Origin of the sequence: Streptomyces sp. KM273126 (assembly GCF_004337435.2) — a bacterium.
Classification (GTDB): Bacteria; Actinomycetota; Actinomycetes; order Streptomycetales; family Streptomycetaceae; genus Streptomyces; species Streptomyces acidicola.
The window spans coordinates 1,242,255-1,260,392 of sequence record NZ_SJXB02000002.1 but is presented as its reverse complement, the minus strand read 5'-3'; the positions used below and the strand labels follow the sequence as shown (position 1 = coordinate 1,260,392).

Below are 18,138 nucleotides of genomic sequence, written 5' to 3'. Positions count from 1 at the left end.
TTACTTCTCCTCGGTACGGGTCTGGAGGGTGACGGGCGCGTTCTTGGACTCGAAGACGGCGCCGCCGAGCAGCAGGTACAGCACGGCCATGCGGATGGAGACCCCGTTGGCGACCTGCTCGATCGCGGTGCACCGGTCGGAGTCGGCGACCTCGGCGGTGATCTCCATGCCGCGCACCATCGGGCCGGGGTGCATCACGATGGCGTGCTCGGGCATCCGCGCCATGCGCTCGCCGTCGAGGCCGTAGCGCCGGGAGTACTCGCGCTCGGTCGGGAAGAACGCGGCGTTCATGCGCTCACTCTGCACGCGCAGCATCATCACCGCGTCCGACTTCGGCAGGGTGGCGTCGAGGTCGTAGGAGATCTCGCAGGGCCAGGACTCGATGCCGACCGGCAGCAGCGTGGGCGGCGCGACGAGCGTGACCTCGGCGCCGAGGGTGTGCAGCAGGTCGACGTTGGAGCGGGCGACGCGGCTGTGCAGGATGTCGCCGACGATCGTGATGCGCCGGCCGCCGAGGTCCTGGCCGAGCCCGGCGTCCCGGCCGACGAGGCGGCGGCGCATGGTGAAGGCGTCCAGCAGGGCCTGGGTGGGGTGCTGGTGGGTACCGTCGCCCGCGTTGACGACGGCGGCGTCGATCCAGCCGGAGTTCGCCAGGCGGTACGGGGCCCCCGAGGCGCCGTGCCGGATGACGACGGCGTCGACGCCCATGGCCTCCAGGGTCTGGGCGGTGTCCTTGAGGGACTCGCCCTTGGACACGCTCGATCCCTTGGCGGAGAAGTTGATCACGTCCGCGGAGAGGCGCTTCTCGGCGGCTTCGAAGGAGATCCGGGTCCGGGTGGAGTCCTCGAAGAAGAGGTTGACGATGGTACGGCCGCGCAGGGTCGGCAGTTTCTTGATCGGCCGGTCGGCGACGCGGGCCATCTCCTCGGCGGTGTCGAGGATGCGGATGGCGTCGTCGCGGGTGAGGTCGGCGGCCGAGATGAGATGGCGCTGCATCTTTCAGGCTCCGTAAGGCAGTTCAGGTCGGGAGGCGAGGCCCCGCCACAGTGGCGCGGCCGGGCAGGCGGGCGCGCACGAGCGCACTGTTCGGGCGTACGGCAGCGCCGTACGCCGCAGCGCTACTGCTGCGCGCCCGGGGCGGTCCGCTTCGCACCGAGCAGGACGGTGTCCCGACCGTCCTCCTCGGCAAGCTGGACCTTGACCGTCTCCCGCAGCGACGTGGGGAGGTTCTTGCCGACGTAGTCGGCGCGGATGGGCAGTTCGCGGTGGCCGCGGTCGACGAGGACCGCGAGTTGCACCGCGCGCGGGCGCCCGATGTCGTTCAGCGCGTCGAGCGCGGCGCGGATGGTGCGGCCGGAGAAGAGCACGTCGTCGACGAGGACGACCAGGCGGCCATCTACGCCGTCACCGGGGATCTCCGTACGGGCCAGCGCGCGCGGGGGCTGCATGCGCAGGTCGTCGCGGTACATGGTGATGTCGAGCGAGCCGACCGGGATCTTGCGGTCGGTGATCGCCCCGAGCTTGGCGGCGATCCGCTGGGCGAGGAAGACGCCCCGGGTCGGAATGCCGAGGAGCACCACGTCGTCGGCGCCCTTGGCGCGCTCGACGATCTCGTGGGCGATGCGGGTCAGTACCCGCGCGATGTCGGGGCCCTCGAGTACGGGCCTCGGATCTGGCGCTTGCGTGTCCATATGAAACGGACCTCCTTCTCCGCCTCACGGGACGGACCTTAAAGGACGTCGGATTTGCGCCATCAACGGTAGCAGGCCGGAATAACGGCCCTGATCACACCCCTGGAGTAACGGATGGGGGGTTACCACGGAAGAGTCGGTCCGGACCATTCGGCTTGACGGGGCAGAGTAACGCTGCGTAACCTCACAGTGAGTCACCAGCCGTGCGGCACCACCGCACGTCGACACAGCGTCCGGGAGCTATATGTCCAGCGAATACGCCAAACAGCTCGGGGCCAAGCTCCGGGCCATCCGCACCCAGCAGGGCCTTTCCCTCCACGGTGTCGAGGAGAAGTCCCAGGGACGCTGGAAGGCGGTCGTGGTCGGTTCGTACGAGCGCGGCGACCGCGCCGTCACCGTGCAGCGCCTTGCCGAACTGGCCGATTTCTACGGGGTTCCGGTGCAGGAGCTGCTGCCGGGCAGCACTCCCGGTGGGGCCGCCGAGCCGCCGCCGAAGCTCGTGCTGGACCTGGAGCGCCTGGCCCACGTGCCGGTCGAGAAAGCGGGCCCTCTCCAGCGCTACGCGGCGACGATCCAGTCCCAGCGCGGTGACTACAACGGCAAGGTGCTGTCGATCCGCCAGGACGACCTGCGCACACTCGCCGTCATCTACGACCAGTCGCCCTCGGTCCTCACCGAGCAGCTGATCAGCTGGGGCGTCCTCGACTCGGACGCGCGCCGCGCGGTGTCCCACGACGAGAGCTGAGAGCCTCGGGCTCCCAGCAGAAACGTGCCGCCGGGGTGGCCGGAACCTCATGGTTCCAGCCACCCCGGCGGCTTTTCCGTCCACGCGCTGAGTGGGGCGCGGGGAGCTGCACGAGCGATCACAGACGGCCGACAGCTGCCCCGCACAGGTCCCCTACGGCGCTACTCCCTGCGGAGCGACGGCTTCAGATCCTTCAGACGCCCCAGCAGACCGTTCACGAACGCGGGCGACTCGTCCGTCGAGAACTCCTTCGCCAGCTGCACCATTTCATCCAGCACAACAGCATCGGGAGTCTCGTCGACCCAGATCAGTTCGTACGCGCCAAGACGCAGGATGTTGCGGTCGACCACCGGCATCCGGTCCAGCGTCCAGCCCACCGAGTACTGCGCGATCAGCTCGTCGATCCGCTGCGCACGCTTCGCATACCCCTCGACCAGCTGCATGGTGTACTCACTCACCGGCGGCTGCCGGGTGTCGGACCGGGAGTGCCGGATCCAGTCCGCGAGGACCGTCAGGACGTCGGCCCCGCGCTGGTCGCCCTCGAAGAGGATCTGGAAGGCACGCTTACGGGCCGTGTTACGGGCAGCCACGGTTAGCTGTTCACCCGGCCGAGGTAGTCGCTCGTGCGGGTGTCGACCTTGATCTTCTCACCGGTGGTGATGAAGAGCGGGACCTGGATCTGGTGACCGGTCTCCAGCGTGGCAGGCTTGGTGCCGCCCGTGGAGCGGTCGCCCTGGACGCCCGGCTCGGTCTCCTGGACCACGAGCTCGACGGCGGCCGGCAGCTCGACGAAGAGCACCTCGCCCTCGTGCTGCGCGACGGTGGCGGTGAAGCCCTCGATGAGGAAGTTGGCGGCGTCGCCGACGGCCTTGCGGTCGACCATGAGCTGGTCGTAGGTCTCCATGTCCATGAAGACGAAGTACTCGCCGTCCATGTACGAGAACTGCATGTCGCGCTTGTCGACGGTGGCCGTTTCGACCTTGACGCCGGCGTTGAAGGTCTTGTCGACGACCTTGCCGGAGAGCACGTTCTTGAGCTTGGTGCGCACGAAGGCCGGGCCCTTGCCGGGCTTGACGTGCTGGAACTCGACGACGGACCAGAGCTGGCCGCCGTCGAGCTTGAGCACCAGGCCGTTCTTGAGGTCGTTCGTGGAAGCCACGGTTGCGGAATCTCCTGGACTGACGTGGACGACCCCGGGGCACGCGCTGAGCGGCGCCGGGGAGGTGCGGGTGCGTTCCCGTGCCCGCCGCGGCAGCGGCTTGTGTCAACAGCCGGTGTGTGCCGGGCGGCGTGGGGACGTGCCTGAACTTCCCTGGTGTCGCTAGAGCGCGAGCAGCTCCTTGGTCGTGATGGTGAGTAGCTCGGGTCCGCCGTCCGCCTCGGGGCGGACGACGAGCGTGTCATCGATCCGGACGCCGCCCCGGCCCGGGAGGTGGACCCCCGGTTCGACGGTGACCGGCACGCAAGCGTCCAGTTTACCCATGGCCGCGGGAGCCAACTGCGGGTCCTCGTCGATTTCGAGTCCGACACCGTGTCCCATCAGTGGTGGGATGCCTTCCGCATACCCGGCGGAGTCCAGCACCTGGCGGGCCACGCGGTCCACGTCACGGTATGCCGCGCCGGGTGCCAGCGACTCGCGGCCGGCGCGCTGGGCGGCGAAGACCAGGTCGTACAGGTCGATCTGCCAGTCGGCCGGGGAGGTGCCGATGACGAAGGTACGGCCGATCTCGCAGCGGTAGCCGCGGTACGCCGCGCCCAGGCAGACGGACAGGAAGTCGCCCTCCTCGACGCGGCGGTCGGTGGGGCGGTGCAGACGACGGCCGGCGTTGGGGCCGGTGGCGACGGAGGTCGCGAAGGCCGGGCCATCGGCGCCGTGGTCGACGAGCCGGCGCTCCAGTTCAAGGGCGAGATGACGTTCGGTACGGCCGACGAGGATCGACTCCAGCAGCTCGCTCAGCGCCTGGTCGGCGATCTCCGCGCCGATCCGCAGGCAGGAGATCTCCTCCTCGTCCTTGACGACGCGCAGCTGCTCGACCGTGCCGGCGAGGTCGTCGAGGCGCAGCCGGGGGGCCACCGAGGCGATGGCGCGGTGCCGGGTGACGGTGAGGTGGTGCTCCTCGACCGCGAGTGACTCGGCACCGTCGGCTGCGGCGAGGTCGGCGGCGGCGACCGCGGGATCACCGCCCGCGCCGGGCAGCGGGTGCACCCGCAGCGCCTCGTCGGGGCGTGCGTCGTGGTCACGCCCGCCACCTGGTGCGTCGCCGCACAGCAGCAGGTCGTCCTCCGGGCCCAGCAGCAGGACGGCGCCCTGTGGCGCGGCCCCCGCGAGATAGCGCACGTTGGCCGGGCGGGTGACGAGCGCGGTCGCGGTGCCGCCCGCGTTGCAGTGCTCCCGTAGCCGGGCCCGGCGGGCCGCGTACACCTCTGACATGTGCCGAGCCTACGAGCGGTTGCCGCATACCGCCGGTTCAGGAGGGCCGGTCGGGCGGCGACCCCACTGATGAGGGCACAGCACACGGCGCTCAGGCGTGCGCGTACCCACCAGGGGCGCACGCCCCGGCGATCACGCGCCCTCGGGCCGCTCGCCTACCACTTCGGCGGGCTCGCGATCGACCGGGCCAGTACGTCGTCCAGAAGCTGTGCCGTCGCGGGCACGTCAAGCTGGGAGTTGTCGATGATGGGCAGCCCGGAGCCGTACCAGCCGGCCATGCGGCCGTGGATGCGCGCGACCTCCTCGTCGGTGAGGCGGCGGTTGCCGGTGCGCTCGGCGTTGCGCTCCAGGACTATCTCCAGGCCGGGCAGCAGCACGACCGGCAGCAGCCCGGGCCCGACGTGCCGCTTCCAGCCGCCGAGCCCGACGACCGGGCGGTCCGGGAAGACGGCGTCGTCGAGGATGCAGGAGATGCCGTTCGCCAGGAAGTTACGGGCGGCGAAACCGCAGGTGCGGCGGGCGAGACGATACTGCGCCTCCGAGTGGTCGTTCCACCCCGACTGCGGGTCGGCGAAGCCCGAGCGCACCCATTCGCGGACGTCGTCGAGGCTGATGTGGGCCGTGGGCACCCGACGGTGGTCCGCCCAGTACTTGGCCACGCTCGTCTTGCCCGCGCCCGCCGGGCCGATGAGCAGGACCGCGAGCGTGGTGGCCGTGGGATCGGGCACGCCCGCGGCGGGCGGTGCGCTCGGTATGCCGACGGGGCCGCCCGGCGGCAGTTGCACATGTCCGGTCGTCTCCCGCGAGGGTGGGGCGGAGGCGGGTTGCGGCGGCGCGTGGTGCGGGACCTGCGGGGCACCCGGCGGGACCGGTGCTCCGGCGAACCCCGGCGGGGGCGGGGGCGACGGTACGGGCCCCGGGTGTCCCGGGTTGTGGTGTCCGGCCGACGACCAACCGGTCGACGGTCCCTGCCCCGGCTGGTGGGGCGGCGGCAGCGGAGCCCCCACTGCGTGCTGCATCCGGTGCCACTCCGTCTCGTACAGTCACATTGGCGCTGGCAGGCGGGGCGCTGGCACCCCGGTCCCTCCCGAACGGTACCGCCCCCGGCCGTCGTTTGGTGAACGGCCGGGGGCGGTCCGAAGTGCCCATGCTCACAAGGCGAATCGGGCCTACGGCGTCCGAGTGGGCGTTACTGCCCCACTTCGCCGTAGGCGGCGAGCAGGACGGCCGGGTCGGGGCCCTCCAGGACGGTGGGCTTGGCCAGTCCGTCGAGGACGATGAAGCGCAGCAGATCGCCGCGGGACTTCTTGTCGACCTTCATCGTCTCCAGCAGCTTGGGCCACTGGTCGTGACGGTAGTGCAGCGGCAGGCCCACCGACTCCAGGACGGTGCGGTGGCGGTCGGCGGTCGCATCGTCCAACCGGCCTGCCAGACGCCCGAGTTCGGCGGCGAAGTGCATACCCACGGAGACGGCCGCACCATGCCGCCACTTGTAGCGCTCGTTCTTCTCGATCGCGTGCCCGAGGGTGTGCCCGTAGTTGAGGATCTCGCGCAGCCCGGATTCCTTCAGGTCGGACGAGACGACCTCGGCCTTGACCTTGATGGACCGCTCGATCAGCTCGGCGGTGTGCGGACCGGCCGGGGTGCGGGCAGCCTGTGGGTCGGACTCGATCAGCTCCAGGATCACCGGATCGGCGATGAACCCGGCCTTGATGACCTCGGCGAGCCCGGACACGTAGTCGTTGACCGGCAGCGAGTCCAGCGCGGCCAGGTCGCACAGCACACCGGCCGGCGGGTGGAAGGCGCCGACGAGGTTCTTGCCCTCGGCCGTGTTGATACCGGTCTTGCCGCCGACGGCCGCGTCCACCATGGCCAGCACGGTGGTGGGGATGGCGATCCAGCGGACTCCGCGCAGCCAGGTCGCGGCCACGAACCCGGTCAGGTCCGTGGTGGCGCCACCGCCCACGCCCACGATGACGTCGGTACGGGTGAACCCGGACTGGCCCAGCGCCTTCCAGCAGTAGGCGGCGACCTCGGCGGTCTTGGCCTCCTCCGCGTTCGGCACCTGGATCGCGACGGCCTCGTAGCCCTGCTCGGCCAGGTCGGCTCGCAGCGCCTCCCCGGTGTCGGCCAGCGCCTCGGGGTGGATGACGGCCACCCGCTTGGCCGTGCTCCCGATCAACCCGCCCAGCTCGCCGAGGAGTTGCCGGCCGACCAGGACCTCGTACGGGTCGGTGCCCGCTGTGCCGCCGACCTGGATCCGGGTGACTGCCTCGCTCATGCTTCCTTCAACTCCGTTGCGTCCAGGACGGCTTGGGTGACTTCTTCGGGCGTGCGGTGGTCGGTGGGTACGACCGCGTGGGCGATCTCGGTGTACAGATGGCGGCGGGCCTCCATCAGCTCCCGCCACTGCCGGCGCGGGTTGACCGCGAGCAGCGGGCGGGCCGTGTTCAGGCCGGTGCGCCGGACCGCCTCCTCCACGTCCATCGACAGGTAGACCACCTGCAGGCCGGCCAGCGCCGCGCGGGTGTCGGCGTCGAGGATGGAGCCGCCGCCCAGCGCCAGGACACCGGCGTGCTCGGCGAGAGCGGTGCGCACCGCCCGCTTCTCGATGGCCCGGAAGGCGGGCTCGCCCTCGTCGACGAAGATGTCCGCGATCGTGCGGCCCTGCTCCGCGACGATGTCGTCGTCGGTGTCCCGGTAGCCCACGCCGAGCCGCTCGGCCAGCAGCTGCCCGACGGTGGACTTGCCCACGCCCATCGGACCGACCAGGACGATCAGTGGGGCGCTCATCGAATCGCCAGGTTCTCAAGGTACGAGCGCACGTTGCGGCGGGTCTCCACCACACTGTCGCCACCGAACTTCTCCGCCACCGCGTCCGCGAGCACCAGCGCGACCATGGCCTCGGCGACGATACCGGCGGCCGGGACCGCGCAGACGTCGGAGCGCTGGTGATGGGCCTTGGCCTCCTCGCCGGTGGCCACGTCGATCGTGGCCAGGGCCCGCGGCACGGTCGCGATCGGCTTCATCGCCGCCCGCACCCTCAGCAGCTCGCCCGTGGTCAGACCGCCCTCGGTGCCGCCCGAGCGGCCCGTGGCGCGCCGGACGCCTTCGTCCGTCTGCACGATCTCGTCATGAGCCTGCGAGCCGGGCACGCGGGCCAGCTCGAAGCCGTCTCCGACCTCGACGCCCTTGATGGCCTGGATGCCCATCAGCGCACCCGCGAGGCGTGCGTCCAGGCGCCGGTCCCAGTGCACGTGCGAGCCGAGACCGACCGGCACCCCGTACGCCAGCACCTCCACCACACCGCCGAGCGTGTCACCGTCCTTGTGGGCCTGGTCGATCTCCGCGACCATCGCCTTCGACGCGTCGGCGTCCAGGCAGCGCACCGGGTCGGCGTCCAGCTTCTCGACGTCCGAGGGCGTGGGGTAGACGCCGTAGGGCGCCTTCGCCGCCGCCAGCTCCACCACGTGCGAGAGGATCTCGATCCCGGCGGTCTCCTTCAGGTACGACCGCGCCACCGCACCCAGGGCCACCCGGGCGGCGGTCTCCCGCGCACTGGCCCGCTCCAGCACCGGACGCGCCTCGTCGAACCCGTACTTCTGCATGCCCGCGAGGTCCGCGTGGCCGGGCCGGGGACGGGTCAGGGGCGCGTTACGGGCCAGACCGGCGAGCACCTCCGGGTCCACCGGGTCGGCCGCCATCACCTGCTCCCACTTCGGCCACTCGGTGTTGCCCACCATGATCGCCACCGGGGAGCCCAGCGTCAGGCCGTGCCGTACACCGCCGATGAAGGTGATCTCGTCCCGCTCGAACTTCATGCGCGCACCGCGTCCGTAGCCGAGCCGCCGCCGAGCCAGGTGGTCCGCCACCATCTCCGTGGTGATCGGCACGCCGGCGGGAAGGCCCTCCAGCGTCGCGACGAGTGCGGGACCGTGGGACTCCCCCGCGGTCAGCCAGCGCAACCTGCTCAACGGTGCTCCTCAGTGCTCGCGCCCTGGTACTGCGTACTGCCCTTGCGTACGCGCGTCCTCGCGTACGGCGACGGCGCCACCGGGTGCGCGGCCCGGGCCCGCCACCTCCGATCCTCCCACGTCCGGTCCCGGGGCTGGTCGCAGGTCCATCAGGCGGACGCGAGGAGACCGCAGCCGCGGGCTCCGCCCCCGTCACGCCACCTCCCCTGTCACGCCCCCGGTCCGGTCACGCCATCCGGTCCGCCGCGCTCTTGATCGCCTCGCGGATGCGGAAGTACGTCCCGCAGCGGCAGACGTTCGCGATCTCGTCGATGTCGGCGTCGGTGGGGTTCCTCGTGCGCTTGAGGAGTGCGACGGCGGCCATGATCTGGCCGGGCTGGCAGTAGCCGCACTGGGCGACGTCCTGTTCCAGCCATGCCTCCTGGACGGGGTGGAGCCGGTCGCCGTCGGCGAGCCCTTCGATGGTGGTGACCTCGCGGCCCGCGGCCTCGGAGACCGGGACTACGCAGGGCCGGACGGCCTCACCGTCGAGATGGCTGGTGCACGCCTTGCAGACGTCGATGCCGCAGCCGTACTTGGGGCCGCGGACACCGAGCAGATCGCGCAGTGCCCACAGGAGGGGCAGGTCGTCCGGGGCGTCGACGGTGACGGTCTCCCCGTTGACGGTGAAGGTGTGGGACGGCATGGGTGCTCCTGGAACCAGGCGTGGGTGGTCCGCGGGTCAGCGCGGGAAGGGGGTGAAGTCGATGTCGAAGTTGACGGGAAAGCTGCGCGGCCTGATGCCGGTGGCCCGGGCGTAGGCGTTGGCGACGGCGCCGACGGCCGCGGGGACACCGAGTTCGCCCGCGCCGCCGGGTTCGTCGGCGCCCTCGATGACGAAGATCTTCACGTCCCTCGGGGAGTCCTTCTGGCGTGCGTAGTGGAACTGCGAGTAGCTGCCCTCCAGCGGGAGCCCCTTGTCGATGTGGAGCCCGGCCCGCAGGGTGGTGGAGATGGCGTCCGTGAGGCCGCCGAGCAGCTGCGCCTCCAGGCCGCGCGGGTTGATCACACGGCCCACGTCGGCGGCGATCACCGCCTTGGTCACCCGGGGCTTCTTCGGGTCGGTGGCGTCGATCTCGACCAGACACGCGGTACAGGACTTGTACTCCTCGTGGAAGCCGACGCCCTGGGCCCAGCCGCCGGGCAATCTCCGGCCCCAGTCTCCTGCCGCGGCAACCTGGTCGAGGACGGCTCGCTGCCGGGCGGTCTTGAGGAACGCGCGCCGGAAGGCGACGGGATCCTTGCCGAGCTTCGCCGCCAGCTCGTCCACGACGATCTCCTCGGCCCCGCGGGTGTTGGCCGAGTACACGGACCGCCACGATCCGGTGTGCATCCTGAACGGCACCTCGGTGAGCGCCTGTGTCGTCACGCCGAAGTTGTAGGGGGACTTCACGGTGGTGAGGAACAGGGTCTGCGCGAAGGTCGCGTTGCCGATGCCGGTGGGCAGATCGGCCGCTGCGGCGCTGACCGCGTCGCCGAGCCCGTGCCGGAAGTCGGTCTCCACCGCCGCCACCTGGTGCTGGAAGGTGAGCACCTGCCCGGCCGCGTAGGTGGCGCGGACGCGGTGGTGGGTGGCGGGCCGCATCCGCCCTTGCCGCATGTCGTCGATGCGCGACCACATCAGTCGTACGGGACGGCCGCTCTTCTTCGACACGACGGCGGCCTCCAGAGCCGCGTCGTGGAAGAGGCGCCGTCCGAAGGAGCCGCCCGACTGCACCACGTGCACCGTCACTTCGGAGACCGGCAGGCCGACGGCCTTCGCGATCGCCGCCTGGGCCGCGATCGGCGACTTCAGCCCGGACCAGATCTCCGCGCGGTCCGCCCGTACGTCCGCGACGGCCGAGTTGGTCTCCATCGGCGCGTGACTGGCGAACGCGAAGTCGAACTCGGCCTCCACCTTCTTCACCAGGACTCCGAGCACGTCCAGCGCCGGTGTCGCCGCCTTCAGTCCGGCCCTGATGTCGTCGTCCGAGAGCGCGTCGACGGTGCCGGTGCCCCAGGTGACGTCCAGTGCCTCCTTGGCGTCGAGGGCCTGCCCGAACGTCTCGGCGACCACGGCGACGCCCGTGTCGAGGGTGACCACGTCGAGGACGCCCGGCATGGCCCGTACGGCGGACTCGTTGTTGACGGCCTTCACGGTGCCGTTGACGGTCGGCGGGCGGCGCACCATGCAGGGCTTGGCGCCGGGGACATCGAGGTCGAGGGTGTACGCGTGCTTGCCGGTGACCAGGGCGCGGGCGTCGATGCGCGAGGTGGGGGTGCCGACGAGGGTGTGCTCGGACTCCTTCTTCGGCGTGACCGTCAGCGCGACCGGTTCGAGGGAGGCGGCGGCCGCCGACAGCGAGCCGTACGAGGCGGTTCGGCCGTCCGGTGCGACCACCACGCCCGCGCGTACCGTCAGTTCGCTCGCCTTCAGTCCCCATCTGTCCGCGGCGGCTCCGACCATCCGGGCCCGCGCGGCCGCCGCGGTGTGACGCACCGGGTCGTACAGCGAACGGATCGAGTTGGAGCTGCCGGTGAGCTGGTTGAAGAGCAACTCGGGCCGGGCGTCGTCCAGTTGGATGTGGACCCGGTCCAGCGGGGTGTCCAGTTCCTCGGCGACCAGCATGGCCACGGCGGTGGTGAGCCCCTGGCCCACCTCCTCGCGCGGCAGCCGGAAGTGGACGTCGCCGTCCTCGTCGATGCTCAGCACGAGCATGTTCGCGGTGGGCTTCCCGGCCAGGATCAGCAGGTCACCCAGGTCGACCAGATCGGCCGGTGCGGGTGGCGTGGGAATCGCCGCGTCGGCGTTGCCGGGCGCGTAGGCGTCCAGGCCGATCTTCGTCGCGACGGCGAGGGTGGGCGCGGCCACGAGATAGGTGAGAAACCTGCGCCGGGCGTGACGTGTCATGGTGGCTCCGTTCGGCGGCCCGCCGATGCGGCCCGGGCAGCCCGGAGATCATGACCTGCGGTTACTCCTCGGTACCGGAATTTCACAGGATCACCACGCGCCGCTCCCCCGGTTCCCCCCGGCGGAACTGAGCGGACCTACCGGCCGGCCAGAGCGTGTTCCCCGGCTTTTCGCATGATGTCCAGCGGGGCCGGGGCATGCCCCGTCATCTGCTCGACCTGGAGCACCGCCTGGTGCACGAGCAGGTCGAGTCCGCTGACGACAGCGCCGCCGTACGCGGACCAGCGCGCCGCGAGCGCGGTCGGCCACGGGTCGTACAGCACGTCGAAGAGGGTCGCGGGCCGTTCCGGGAGGGCCGCGGCCAGTGCGTCGGTCGTGCCGGCCGGGGTGGTGGCGATGACGAGCGGTGCGCGCAGCGCCTGTGCCGCGTCCGCCCAGTCCGCCGTACGCACGTCGACGTCGAGCCGCTCGCCCCACTGCCGCATCTCTGCGGCGCGCGCCTCGCTCCGTACGTACGCGACGACCTCGCCGGTGCAGATCCGGGCGAGTGCCGCCAGCGCGGAGGACGCGGTGGCGCCCGCGCCGAGGATCGCGGCCGAGTCGACCTGCTCGATGCCCCGCTCACGCAGGGCGGCGATCATGCCGGGGATGTCGGTGTTGTCACCGAGGCTCCGCCCGTCCTCGGTGAACACGACGGTGTTGACGGCCTCGACGGAGGCGGCCGTCTCGCTGATCTCGTCGAGCAGCGGGATGACGACCCGCTTCAGCGGCATGGTCAGCGACAGCCCGGCCCACTCGGGACCCAGCTTTCCGAAGAACTCCGCCAGCGTCTCCTCGTCGACCTCGAAGCGGTCGTACGACCAGTCGTCGAGCCCCAACGCCGTGTATGCGGCCCGGTGCAGCACCGGGGAGAGCGAGTGGGCGATCGGGGAGCCGAGGACGGCGGCTCGGCGCTTGGTGTCGCTGCGGGTCATTGTCCGTTCTTCTGTGCTTCGAGGTACTTTTCGCGATTGCGGTTCTGTTCTTCGTTGGTCTCGGCGAAGAGTGTCTCGTCCTCGCTGATCGAGACGAAGTAATACCAGTTGCCCTTGGCCGGCTTGAGGGCCGCCTGGATCGCCACCTCGCCCGGATTGCTGATCGGTCCGGGCGGCAGGCCCTTGATCTTGTAGGTGTTGTACGGGTCGTCGATCTGCCTCAGTTGGTCGACCGATCCCGTGGCCAGCTTGGACTCGCCGCGCAGGTAGTTCACCGTGGAGTCGAAGTCGAGCAGGCCGTATGTCTCGGTGTTGTCCGGCTTCAGCCGGTTGTACACGACCCTGGCGACCTTTTCGAAGTCGCTCTTGGACTTGCCCTCCGCCTGGACGAGACTCGCCACGGTGAGGACCTGGAGCGGGCTGTCGAGGTCGAGCGACTTCGCCTTCTGCTCCAGCCCGAGGTCGGCGTACTTCTGCTTGGAGAAATCGACCATTTCCTTCAGGACGTCCTTGGGCTTCATGCCCTTGGACACGGGATAACTGGACGGGTAGAGGAATCCCTCCAGCGGCTCCTTGATGTCCTCGTTGTCGTTGGCCCAGTCCGGAAGGCCGAGGGACTTCCATTCCTTCTTGGCGACTTCCTCGGTCGTGCCCGACTTGACTCCCAGACGTTTGTCGATCAGCTCGTAGATCTGGGTGTTGCGCCGTCCCTCGGCGATGACCAGGTTGTTGCGGCTCTCGTCGCTGAGCATCAGCGAGACGGCGCTCGCGGCGGACATCTCCTTCTTCAGTACGTAGACGCCCGCCTGGATCGTGGCGCCCTTGGCGTTGTTCGCCTGCGCGGTCACGAAGGCGTCGACGCTCTTGACGACGCCGGCCTTCTTCAGCTCCTGCCCGATCGCATAACCGCCCGCACCCTTCGGAATGGTGACGGTCACCGTCTCGGCCGTGCCGTCCCCCGCGTAGTCGGGAGCCGCGCCGAAACGATTTTGGTAGAACTGATAGCCGAAATAACCGACTCCGCCGACACCGCCGCCGAGTACGAGAACGACCACCAGGCAGGCACAGCCGCTGCGGCGTTTCTTGCCGCCCTTGCCGCCCTTGGCGCCTTTGCCCTTCCGGTCGCCACGTCCCCCGCGGCCGCCCGGCTCGTCGGAGTCGTCGTCATCGTCGTCGCCCGCGCCCGCGAAGAAGGCGTGCTCGCCCTGGTCCGGGCCGGGATCCCAGTCGGTCCCCGGCGGCTCGGGCTCGGTCCGGCGGCTCACCGGGGGCTCCGGCCCCTGCTGCGGGTACGCGTCGGGTGCGCCGTAGTGGTCGTGCTGTCCGCCGCCGTACGCGGCGTTCTGCCCCCCGTAGGAGTCCCCCGGGCCGGCGGGGTAGGCGGCTTGGGCGTGCTCGTGGGTGCCGGTGTCCCAGCCCCCGCCCTGGTACTGCTGCTGTCCCTGATCGGGGTACTGCTGGTGACCCTGGCCGGGGTGCTGCGGTTGGGCCTGGCCGGGATACTGCTGGTGACCTTGTCCCTCGTAGTACGGGTACTGATGCTGCGCCTGGCCGTAGCCGGGCTGCTGGCCGCTGCCCCAGTCGCCGTACTGCGGCTGCTGCGGCTGCTCCGGGTACTGCTGCGGCTGGCCGCCGTAGGGGGCCTGCTGACCCGCGTGGGCCTGCTGTCCTCCCCATCCGCCGTCCCCGTACAACGGGTCCTCGGGATGCCACGGTTCGGAGCCTGGGCTCCGGCCATACTCAGTCATCGATCCCCTAGAGCCGCGAGGCGGCGGTCGCGCGGCTCCGCTCCCGTCCCGCCTCGATCTGTGCGGCAGCTGTTCGAATACTGCCGCATCGCGCCGGAACGTTACCGTATCGCGATCAGATGACCACTTCGACGGGGTCGCCGGGTGCTGTACCTGACACCCGCTCCGATTCGAGCGCCTGTTGCAGGATGATCACGGCTGCCGCCTGGTCGATCACCGATCTGCCCTTCTTGGACTTCACACCGGAGGCGCGCAGCCCCTGGCTGGCCGTCACCGTGGTCATCCGCTCGTCCACGAGCCTCACCGGCACGGGGACGATGGTGCGGGCCAACTCCTGTGCGAAGCCCCTCACTTTGACCGCCGCCGGTCCCTCGCCGCCCTTCAGGGAGCGAGGGAGGCCGACGATCACCTCGATGGGCTCGTACTCCTCGACGAGCTGCTTCAACCGGCGCTGCGCAGCCGGGACATCACGTCCCGGAACCGTTTCGACGGGTGTCGCGAGGATCCCGTCGGGGTCGCACGAGGCGACCCCGATCCGGGCGTCCCCTACATCGATCGCGAGCCGACGTCCCTTGCGCATGTTCACCGTCGATTCCTGCGTGGTCCCATCGAGCGTTACTTGGCCGTCTCTCCGACCAGGCGCTCGACCGCGTCGACGGCCTCGCCGACGGCGGTCGGGTTCTGGCCGCCGCCCTGAGCGACGTCCGGCTTGCCGCCACCGCCGCCGCCGAGGGTCTTGGCGGCCGTACGGACCAGGTCGCCGGCCTTCAGACCGCGCTCGCGGGCGGCCTCGTTGGTGGCGATGACCGTCAGCGGCTTTCCGTTGTTCACCGTGAACAGGGCGACCACGGCGGCCCGGCCGCCCTGCATGCGGCCGCGCACATCGAGGACCAGCTTGCGCAGGTCGTCCGGAGTCGTGCCGTCCGGGACCTGGCCGGTGACCACGGCGACACCGCGGACGTCCTTGGCGGACTCGGCGAGCCCGGCGGCGGCCTGGAGGACCTTCTCGGCGCGGAACTTCTCGATCTCCTTCTCGGCGTCCTTCAGCTTGCCGAGCATGGCGGAGACCTTCTCCGGGAGCTCCTCGGGGCGCCCCTTGATCAGTTCCTGGAGCTGGGCCACGACCGTGTGCTCACGGGCCAGGAAGTTGTAGGCGTCGACGCCGACCAGGGCCTCGATACGGCGCACTCCGGAGCCGATCGAGGACTCACCGAGGAGCTTGACCAGGCCCAGCTGGGCGGTGTTGTGGACGTGCGTGCCGCCGCACAGCTCCTTGGAGAAGTCGCCGATGGTCACGACGCGGACGCTGTCGCCGTACTTCTCGCCGAACTCGGCGATGGCGCCCTGCTTCTTGGCCTCGTCGATGCCCATGATCTCGGCGTGCACGTCGAGATCGCGGGCGAGGACCTCGTTGATCTTCTGCTCGACATCGGTCATCACGGCCGTCGGCACGGCGGACGGCGAACCGAAGTCGAAGCGGAACCGGCCCGGCTGGTTCTCGGAACCGGCCTGGGCGGCCGTCGGGCCGAGGGCGTCGCGCAGGGCCTGGTGGGTGAGGTGGGTGGCCGAGTGGGCGCGGGCGATGGCCTTGCGGCGGCGGGAGTCGATCGAGGCGTGGGCCGTGGCGCCGACGGTGACCTCGCCGACCTGGACGACGCCCTTGTGAACGTACACACCCGGGACCGGCTTCTGGCAGTCGCGGACCTCGATGACGGCGCCGGAGTCCACCTTGATCCGGCCGGTGTCGCCGATCTGGCCGCCGCCCTCGGCGTAGAACGGGGTGCGGTCGAGGACGATCTCGACCTCGTCGCCCTCAGTGGCGGCGGGCGAGGACACCCCGTCGACGAGGATGCCGACGACCCTGGACTCGCCCTCGGTCTGCGAGTAGCCGATGAAGTCGGTCTCGCCGGAGGAGTCGGCGATCTCGCGGTAGGCGCCGAGGTCGGCGTGGCCGGTCTTCTTGGCCCGGGCGTCGGCCTTGGCGCGCTCCCGCTGCTCCTTCATCAGGCGGCGGAAGCCGTCCTCGTCCACGGACAGGCCCTGTTCGGCGGCCATTTCGAGGGTGAGGTCGATCGGGAAGCCCCAGGTGTCGTGGAGCAGGAAGGCCTTGTCGCCGGGCAGGACAGTGGAGCCGGCGGCCTTGGTCTCGGTCACGGCGGTGTCGAGGACGTTGGTGCCGGAGTTCAGCGTCTTGAGGAAGCGGGCCTCCTCGGCGAGGGCGACCTTCTCGATGCGCTCGCGGTCGGTGATGAGCTCGGGGTACTGCTGGCCCATCATCTCGATGACGGTGTCGATCAGGTCCTTCACGACCGGTCCCGTGGCCCCGAGGAGCCGCATGTTGCGGATGGCGCGGCGCATGATGCGGCGCAGGACGTAGCCGCGGCCCTCGTTGCCGGGGGTGACGCCGTCGCCGATGAGCATCACGGAGGTGCGCATGTGGTCGGTGACCACGCGCAGGGAGACGTCGGAGGTGTGGGCCTCGCCGTAGCGGACACCGGTGAGCTCCGTGGCCTTGTCGATGACGGCCATGGAGGTGTCGATCTCGTACATGTTCTGCACGCCCTGCAGAATCATGGCGAGACGCTCCAGGCCGAGGCCCGTGTCGATGTTCTTGGCGGGCAGTTCACCGAGGATCGGGAAGTCCTCCTTGCCGGTGCCCTCGCCGCGCTCGTACTGCATGAAGACCAGGTTCCAGATCTCCACGTACCGCTCGTCGTTGACGGCGGGGCCGCCCTCCTCACCGAACTCCGGACCGCGGTCGTAGTTGATCTCGGAACACGGACCGCAGGGGCCGGGGACGCCCATGGACCAGAAGTTGGGGCCCATGCCCAGGCGCTGGATGCGCTCGGCGGGGACGCCGACGACGTCGCGCCAGATGCGCTCGGCCTCGTCGTCCTCCTTGTAGACGGTGATCCAGAGCTTCTCCGGGTCCAGGCCGTAGCCGCCCTTGTCCTGGGAGGCGGTGAGCAGCTCCCAGGCGTAGGTGATGGCGCCTTCCTTGAAGTAGTCGCCGAAGGAGAAGTTGCCGCACATCTGGAAGAACGTGCCGTGCCGGGTGGTCTTGCCGACCTCCTCGATGTCCGGCGTGCGCACGCACTTCTGCACGCTGGTGGCGCGCGGGTACGGCGGCGTGGTCTCGCCCAGGAAGTAGGGCTTGAAGGGCACCATGCCGGCGTTGACGAGGAGCAGAGTCGGGTCGTCCGCGATGAGCGACGCCGAAGGGACGACGGTGTGACCGCGCTCCTCGAAGAAGCTCAACCAGCGGCGGCGGATTTCAGCCGACTCCATCAGTGGTCCTCATTCCGGTTGTACGAGTACGACGTCCCCTCGACGACGTACGTCTTCGGCTTGTTGCGGTTCTCGATCGCGGCGTGACGCCGGGGGGCCGGGAGTTCGTGGTCGACGGACGTGTTCAGGCCGAGCGCGTCGCCGAGTTCGGCCTCGCGCTGGGCCATGCCGTCGCGGACGTCGACTGCGAAGCCGACCGCGCGGTCCTTGAGTCGCTGGCCCGTCTCGATCGCCTTGTTCGCCGCCGTCGCGGCGAGGCTCTCGGGGGTCAGCTGCCTCAGCTTGCGGTTGACCTTGGTGGTGGCCCACACGCCCGCGGCTGCGCCGGCGGTGAACCAGAAGGTACGGCGGAACATCG

Annotated in this window: 17 protein-coding genes; 1 reads left to right on the top strand and 16 read right to left on the bottom strand. The window is 70.3% G+C overall.

Annotated elements, in window-relative coordinates:
• On the bottom strand, positions 1 to 996 hold the full coding sequence (locus tag E0500_RS36160) for an aspartate carbamoyltransferase catalytic subunit (protein WP_131563063.1): 996 nt from the start codon (positions 994 to 996) through the stop codon (positions 1 to 3).
• 122 nt (positions 997 to 1,118) lie between these two features.
• Positions 1,119 to 1,691 (bottom strand): bifunctional pyr operon transcriptional regulator/uracil phosphoribosyltransferase PyrR, encoded by a 573-nt coding sequence (gene pyrR / locus E0500_RS36155; protein ID WP_131563061.1) that lies wholly within the window; start codon positions 1,689 to 1,691, stop codon positions 1,119 to 1,121.
• Positions 1,692 to 1,935: 244 nt separating this feature from the next.
• On the opposite strand from pyrR, the gene bldD reads away from it, so the two are divergent.
• Positions 1,936 to 2,436 (top strand): transcriptional regulator BldD, encoded by a 501-nt coding sequence (gene bldD, locus E0500_RS36150; protein ID WP_131563059.1) that lies wholly within the window; start codon positions 1,936 to 1,938, stop codon positions 2,434 to 2,436.
• Between the two features lie 161 nt (positions 2,437 to 2,597).
• Here the strand turns inward: bldD and nusB are convergent, their stop codons facing one another.
• The 14 genes from nusB to E0500_RS36080 all read right to left on the bottom strand — a co-directional run bounded on the left by nusB (position 2,598) and on the right by E0500_RS36080 (position 18,136).
• Complete coding sequence (gene nusB, locus E0500_RS36145; RefSeq protein WP_131563057.1) at positions 2,598 to 3,026, bottom strand: transcription antitermination factor NusB; 429 nt, start codon at positions 3,024 to 3,026, stop codon at positions 2,598 to 2,600.
• Positions 3,027 to 3,028: 2 nt separating this feature from the next.
• Positions 3,029 to 3,595, bottom strand: coding sequence for an elongation factor P (efp, locus tag E0500_RS36140; RefSeq protein ID WP_093831276.1), 567 nt, complete (start codon positions 3,593 to 3,595; stop codon positions 3,029 to 3,031).
• Between the two features lie 162 nt (positions 3,596 to 3,757).
• On the bottom strand, positions 3,758 to 4,867 hold the full coding sequence (locus E0500_RS36135) for an aminopeptidase P family protein (RefSeq protein ID WP_131563055.1): 1,110 nt from the start codon (positions 4,865 to 4,867) through the stop codon (positions 3,758 to 3,760).
• Between the two features lie 155 nt (positions 4,868 to 5,022).
• Positions 5,023 to 5,886 carry a Pro-rich N-terminal domain-containing protein gene (locus E0500_RS36130; protein WP_131563053.1) on the bottom strand — a complete coding sequence of 288 codons (864 nt, stop codon included), beginning with the start codon at positions 5,884 to 5,886 and terminating at the stop codon, positions 5,023 to 5,025.
• A gap of 170 nt (positions 5,887 to 6,056) precedes the next feature.
• Positions 6,057 to 7,148, bottom strand: a complete 1,092-nt coding sequence (gene aroB, locus E0500_RS36125) for a 3-dehydroquinate synthase (protein WP_131563051.1) — start codon at positions 7,146 to 7,148, stop codon at positions 6,057 to 6,059.
• Positions 7,145 to 7,660 (bottom strand): shikimate kinase, encoded by a 516-nt coding sequence (locus E0500_RS36120; protein WP_131563049.1) that lies wholly within the window; start codon positions 7,658 to 7,660, stop codon positions 7,145 to 7,147. Before E0500_RS36120 ends, aroB begins: the two co-directional genes overlap by 4 nt.
• Complete coding sequence (gene aroC / locus E0500_RS36115; RefSeq protein ID WP_131563047.1) at positions 7,657 to 8,841, bottom strand: chorismate synthase; 1,185 nt, start codon at positions 8,839 to 8,841, stop codon at positions 7,657 to 7,659. The genes E0500_RS36120 and aroC overlap by 4 nt, the downstream gene beginning before the upstream one ends.
• Positions 8,842 to 9,067: 226 nt before the next feature.
• Complete coding sequence (locus E0500_RS36110) at positions 9,068 to 9,526, bottom strand: (2Fe-2S)-binding protein (RefSeq protein WP_131563044.1); 459 nt, start codon at positions 9,524 to 9,526, stop codon at positions 9,068 to 9,070.
• Between the two features lie 36 nt (positions 9,527 to 9,562).
• A complete protein-coding gene (locus tag E0500_RS36105) occupies positions 9,563 to 11,770 on the bottom strand; it encodes a xanthine dehydrogenase family protein molybdopterin-binding subunit (RefSeq protein ID WP_131563042.1) in 2,208 nt (735 codons plus the stop codon).
• Between the two features lie 137 nt (positions 11,771 to 11,907).
• On the bottom strand, positions 11,908 to 12,744 hold the full coding sequence (locus E0500_RS36100; protein WP_131563040.1) for a shikimate dehydrogenase: 837 nt from the start codon (positions 12,742 to 12,744) through the stop codon (positions 11,908 to 11,910).
• Positions 12,741 to 14,492 (bottom strand): endolytic transglycosylase MltG, encoded by a 1,752-nt coding sequence (gene mltG / locus E0500_RS36095; protein WP_131563038.1) that lies wholly within the window; start codon positions 14,490 to 14,492, stop codon positions 12,741 to 12,743. Before mltG ends, E0500_RS36100 begins: the two co-directional genes overlap by 4 nt.
• Before the next feature lie 115 nt (positions 14,493 to 14,607).
• A complete protein-coding gene (gene ruvX, locus E0500_RS36090; protein WP_131563035.1) occupies positions 14,608 to 15,072 on the bottom strand; it encodes a Holliday junction resolvase RuvX in 465 nt (154 codons plus the stop codon).
• A 35-nt stretch (positions 15,073 to 15,107) separates the two neighbouring features.
• Positions 15,108 to 17,780, bottom strand: a complete 2,673-nt coding sequence (alaS, locus tag E0500_RS36085; RefSeq protein WP_131563033.1) for an alanine--tRNA ligase — start codon at positions 17,778 to 17,780, stop codon at positions 15,108 to 15,110.
• Positions 17,780 to 18,136, bottom strand: coding sequence for a DUF6167 family protein (locus E0500_RS36080; RefSeq protein WP_131563031.1), 357 nt, complete (start codon positions 18,134 to 18,136; stop codon positions 17,780 to 17,782). Before E0500_RS36080 ends, alaS begins: the two co-directional genes overlap by 1 nt.
• Positions 18,137 to 18,138: the final 2 nt, after the last annotated feature.

Bases quoted from the DNA above. Each gene is read 5' to 3' on its own strand.
- aroB (WP_131563051.1), bottom strand. From the start codon at position 7,148: ATGAGCGAGGCAGTCACCCGGATCCAGGTCGGCGGCACAGCGGGCACC.
- E0500_RS36110 (WP_131563044.1), bottom strand. From the start codon at position 9,526: ATGCCGTCCCACACCTTCACCGTCAACGGGGAGACCGTCACCGTCGAC.
- E0500_RS36105 (WP_131563042.1), bottom strand. From the start codon at position 11,770: ATGACACGTCACGCCCGGCGCAGGTTTCTCACCTATCTCGTGGCCGCG.
- E0500_RS36120 (WP_131563049.1), bottom strand. From the start codon at position 7,660: ATGAGCGCCCCACTGATCGTCCTGGTCGGTCCGATGGGCGTGGGCAAG.
- E0500_RS36135 (WP_131563055.1), bottom strand. From the start codon at position 4,867: ATGTCAGAGGTGTACGCGGCCCGCCGGGCCCGGCTACGGGAGCACTGC.
- ruvX (WP_131563035.1), bottom strand. From the start codon at position 15,072: ATGCGCAAGGGACGTCGGCTCGCGATCGATGTAGGGGACGCCCGGATC.
- E0500_RS36160 (WP_131563063.1), bottom strand. From the start codon at position 996: ATGCAGCGCCATCTCATCTCGGCCGCCGACCTCACCCGCGACGACGCC.
- bldD (WP_131563059.1), top strand. From the start codon at position 1,936: ATGTCCAGCGAATACGCCAAACAGCTCGGGGCCAAGCTCCGGGCCATC.
- alaS (WP_131563033.1), bottom strand. From the start codon at position 17,780: ATGGAGTCGGCTGAAATCCGCCGCCGCTGGTTGAGCTTCTTCGAGGAG.
- E0500_RS36100 (WP_131563040.1), bottom strand. From the start codon at position 12,744: ATGACCCGCAGCGACACCAAGCGCCGAGCCGCCGTCCTCGGCTCCCCG.
- mltG (WP_131563038.1), bottom strand. From the start codon at position 14,492: ATGACTGAGTATGGCCGGAGCCCAGGCTCCGAACCGTGGCATCCCGAG.
- E0500_RS36130 (WP_131563053.1), bottom strand. From the start codon at position 5,886: ATGCAGCACGCAGTGGGGGCTCCGCTGCCGCCGCCCCACCAGCCGGGG.
- pyrR (WP_131563061.1), bottom strand. From the start codon at position 1,691: ATGGACACGCAAGCGCCAGATCCGAGGCCCGTACTCGAGGGCCCCGAC.
- E0500_RS36080 (WP_131563031.1), bottom strand. From the start codon at position 18,136: ATGTTCCGCCGTACCTTCTGGTTCACCGCCGGCGCAGCCGCGGGCGTG.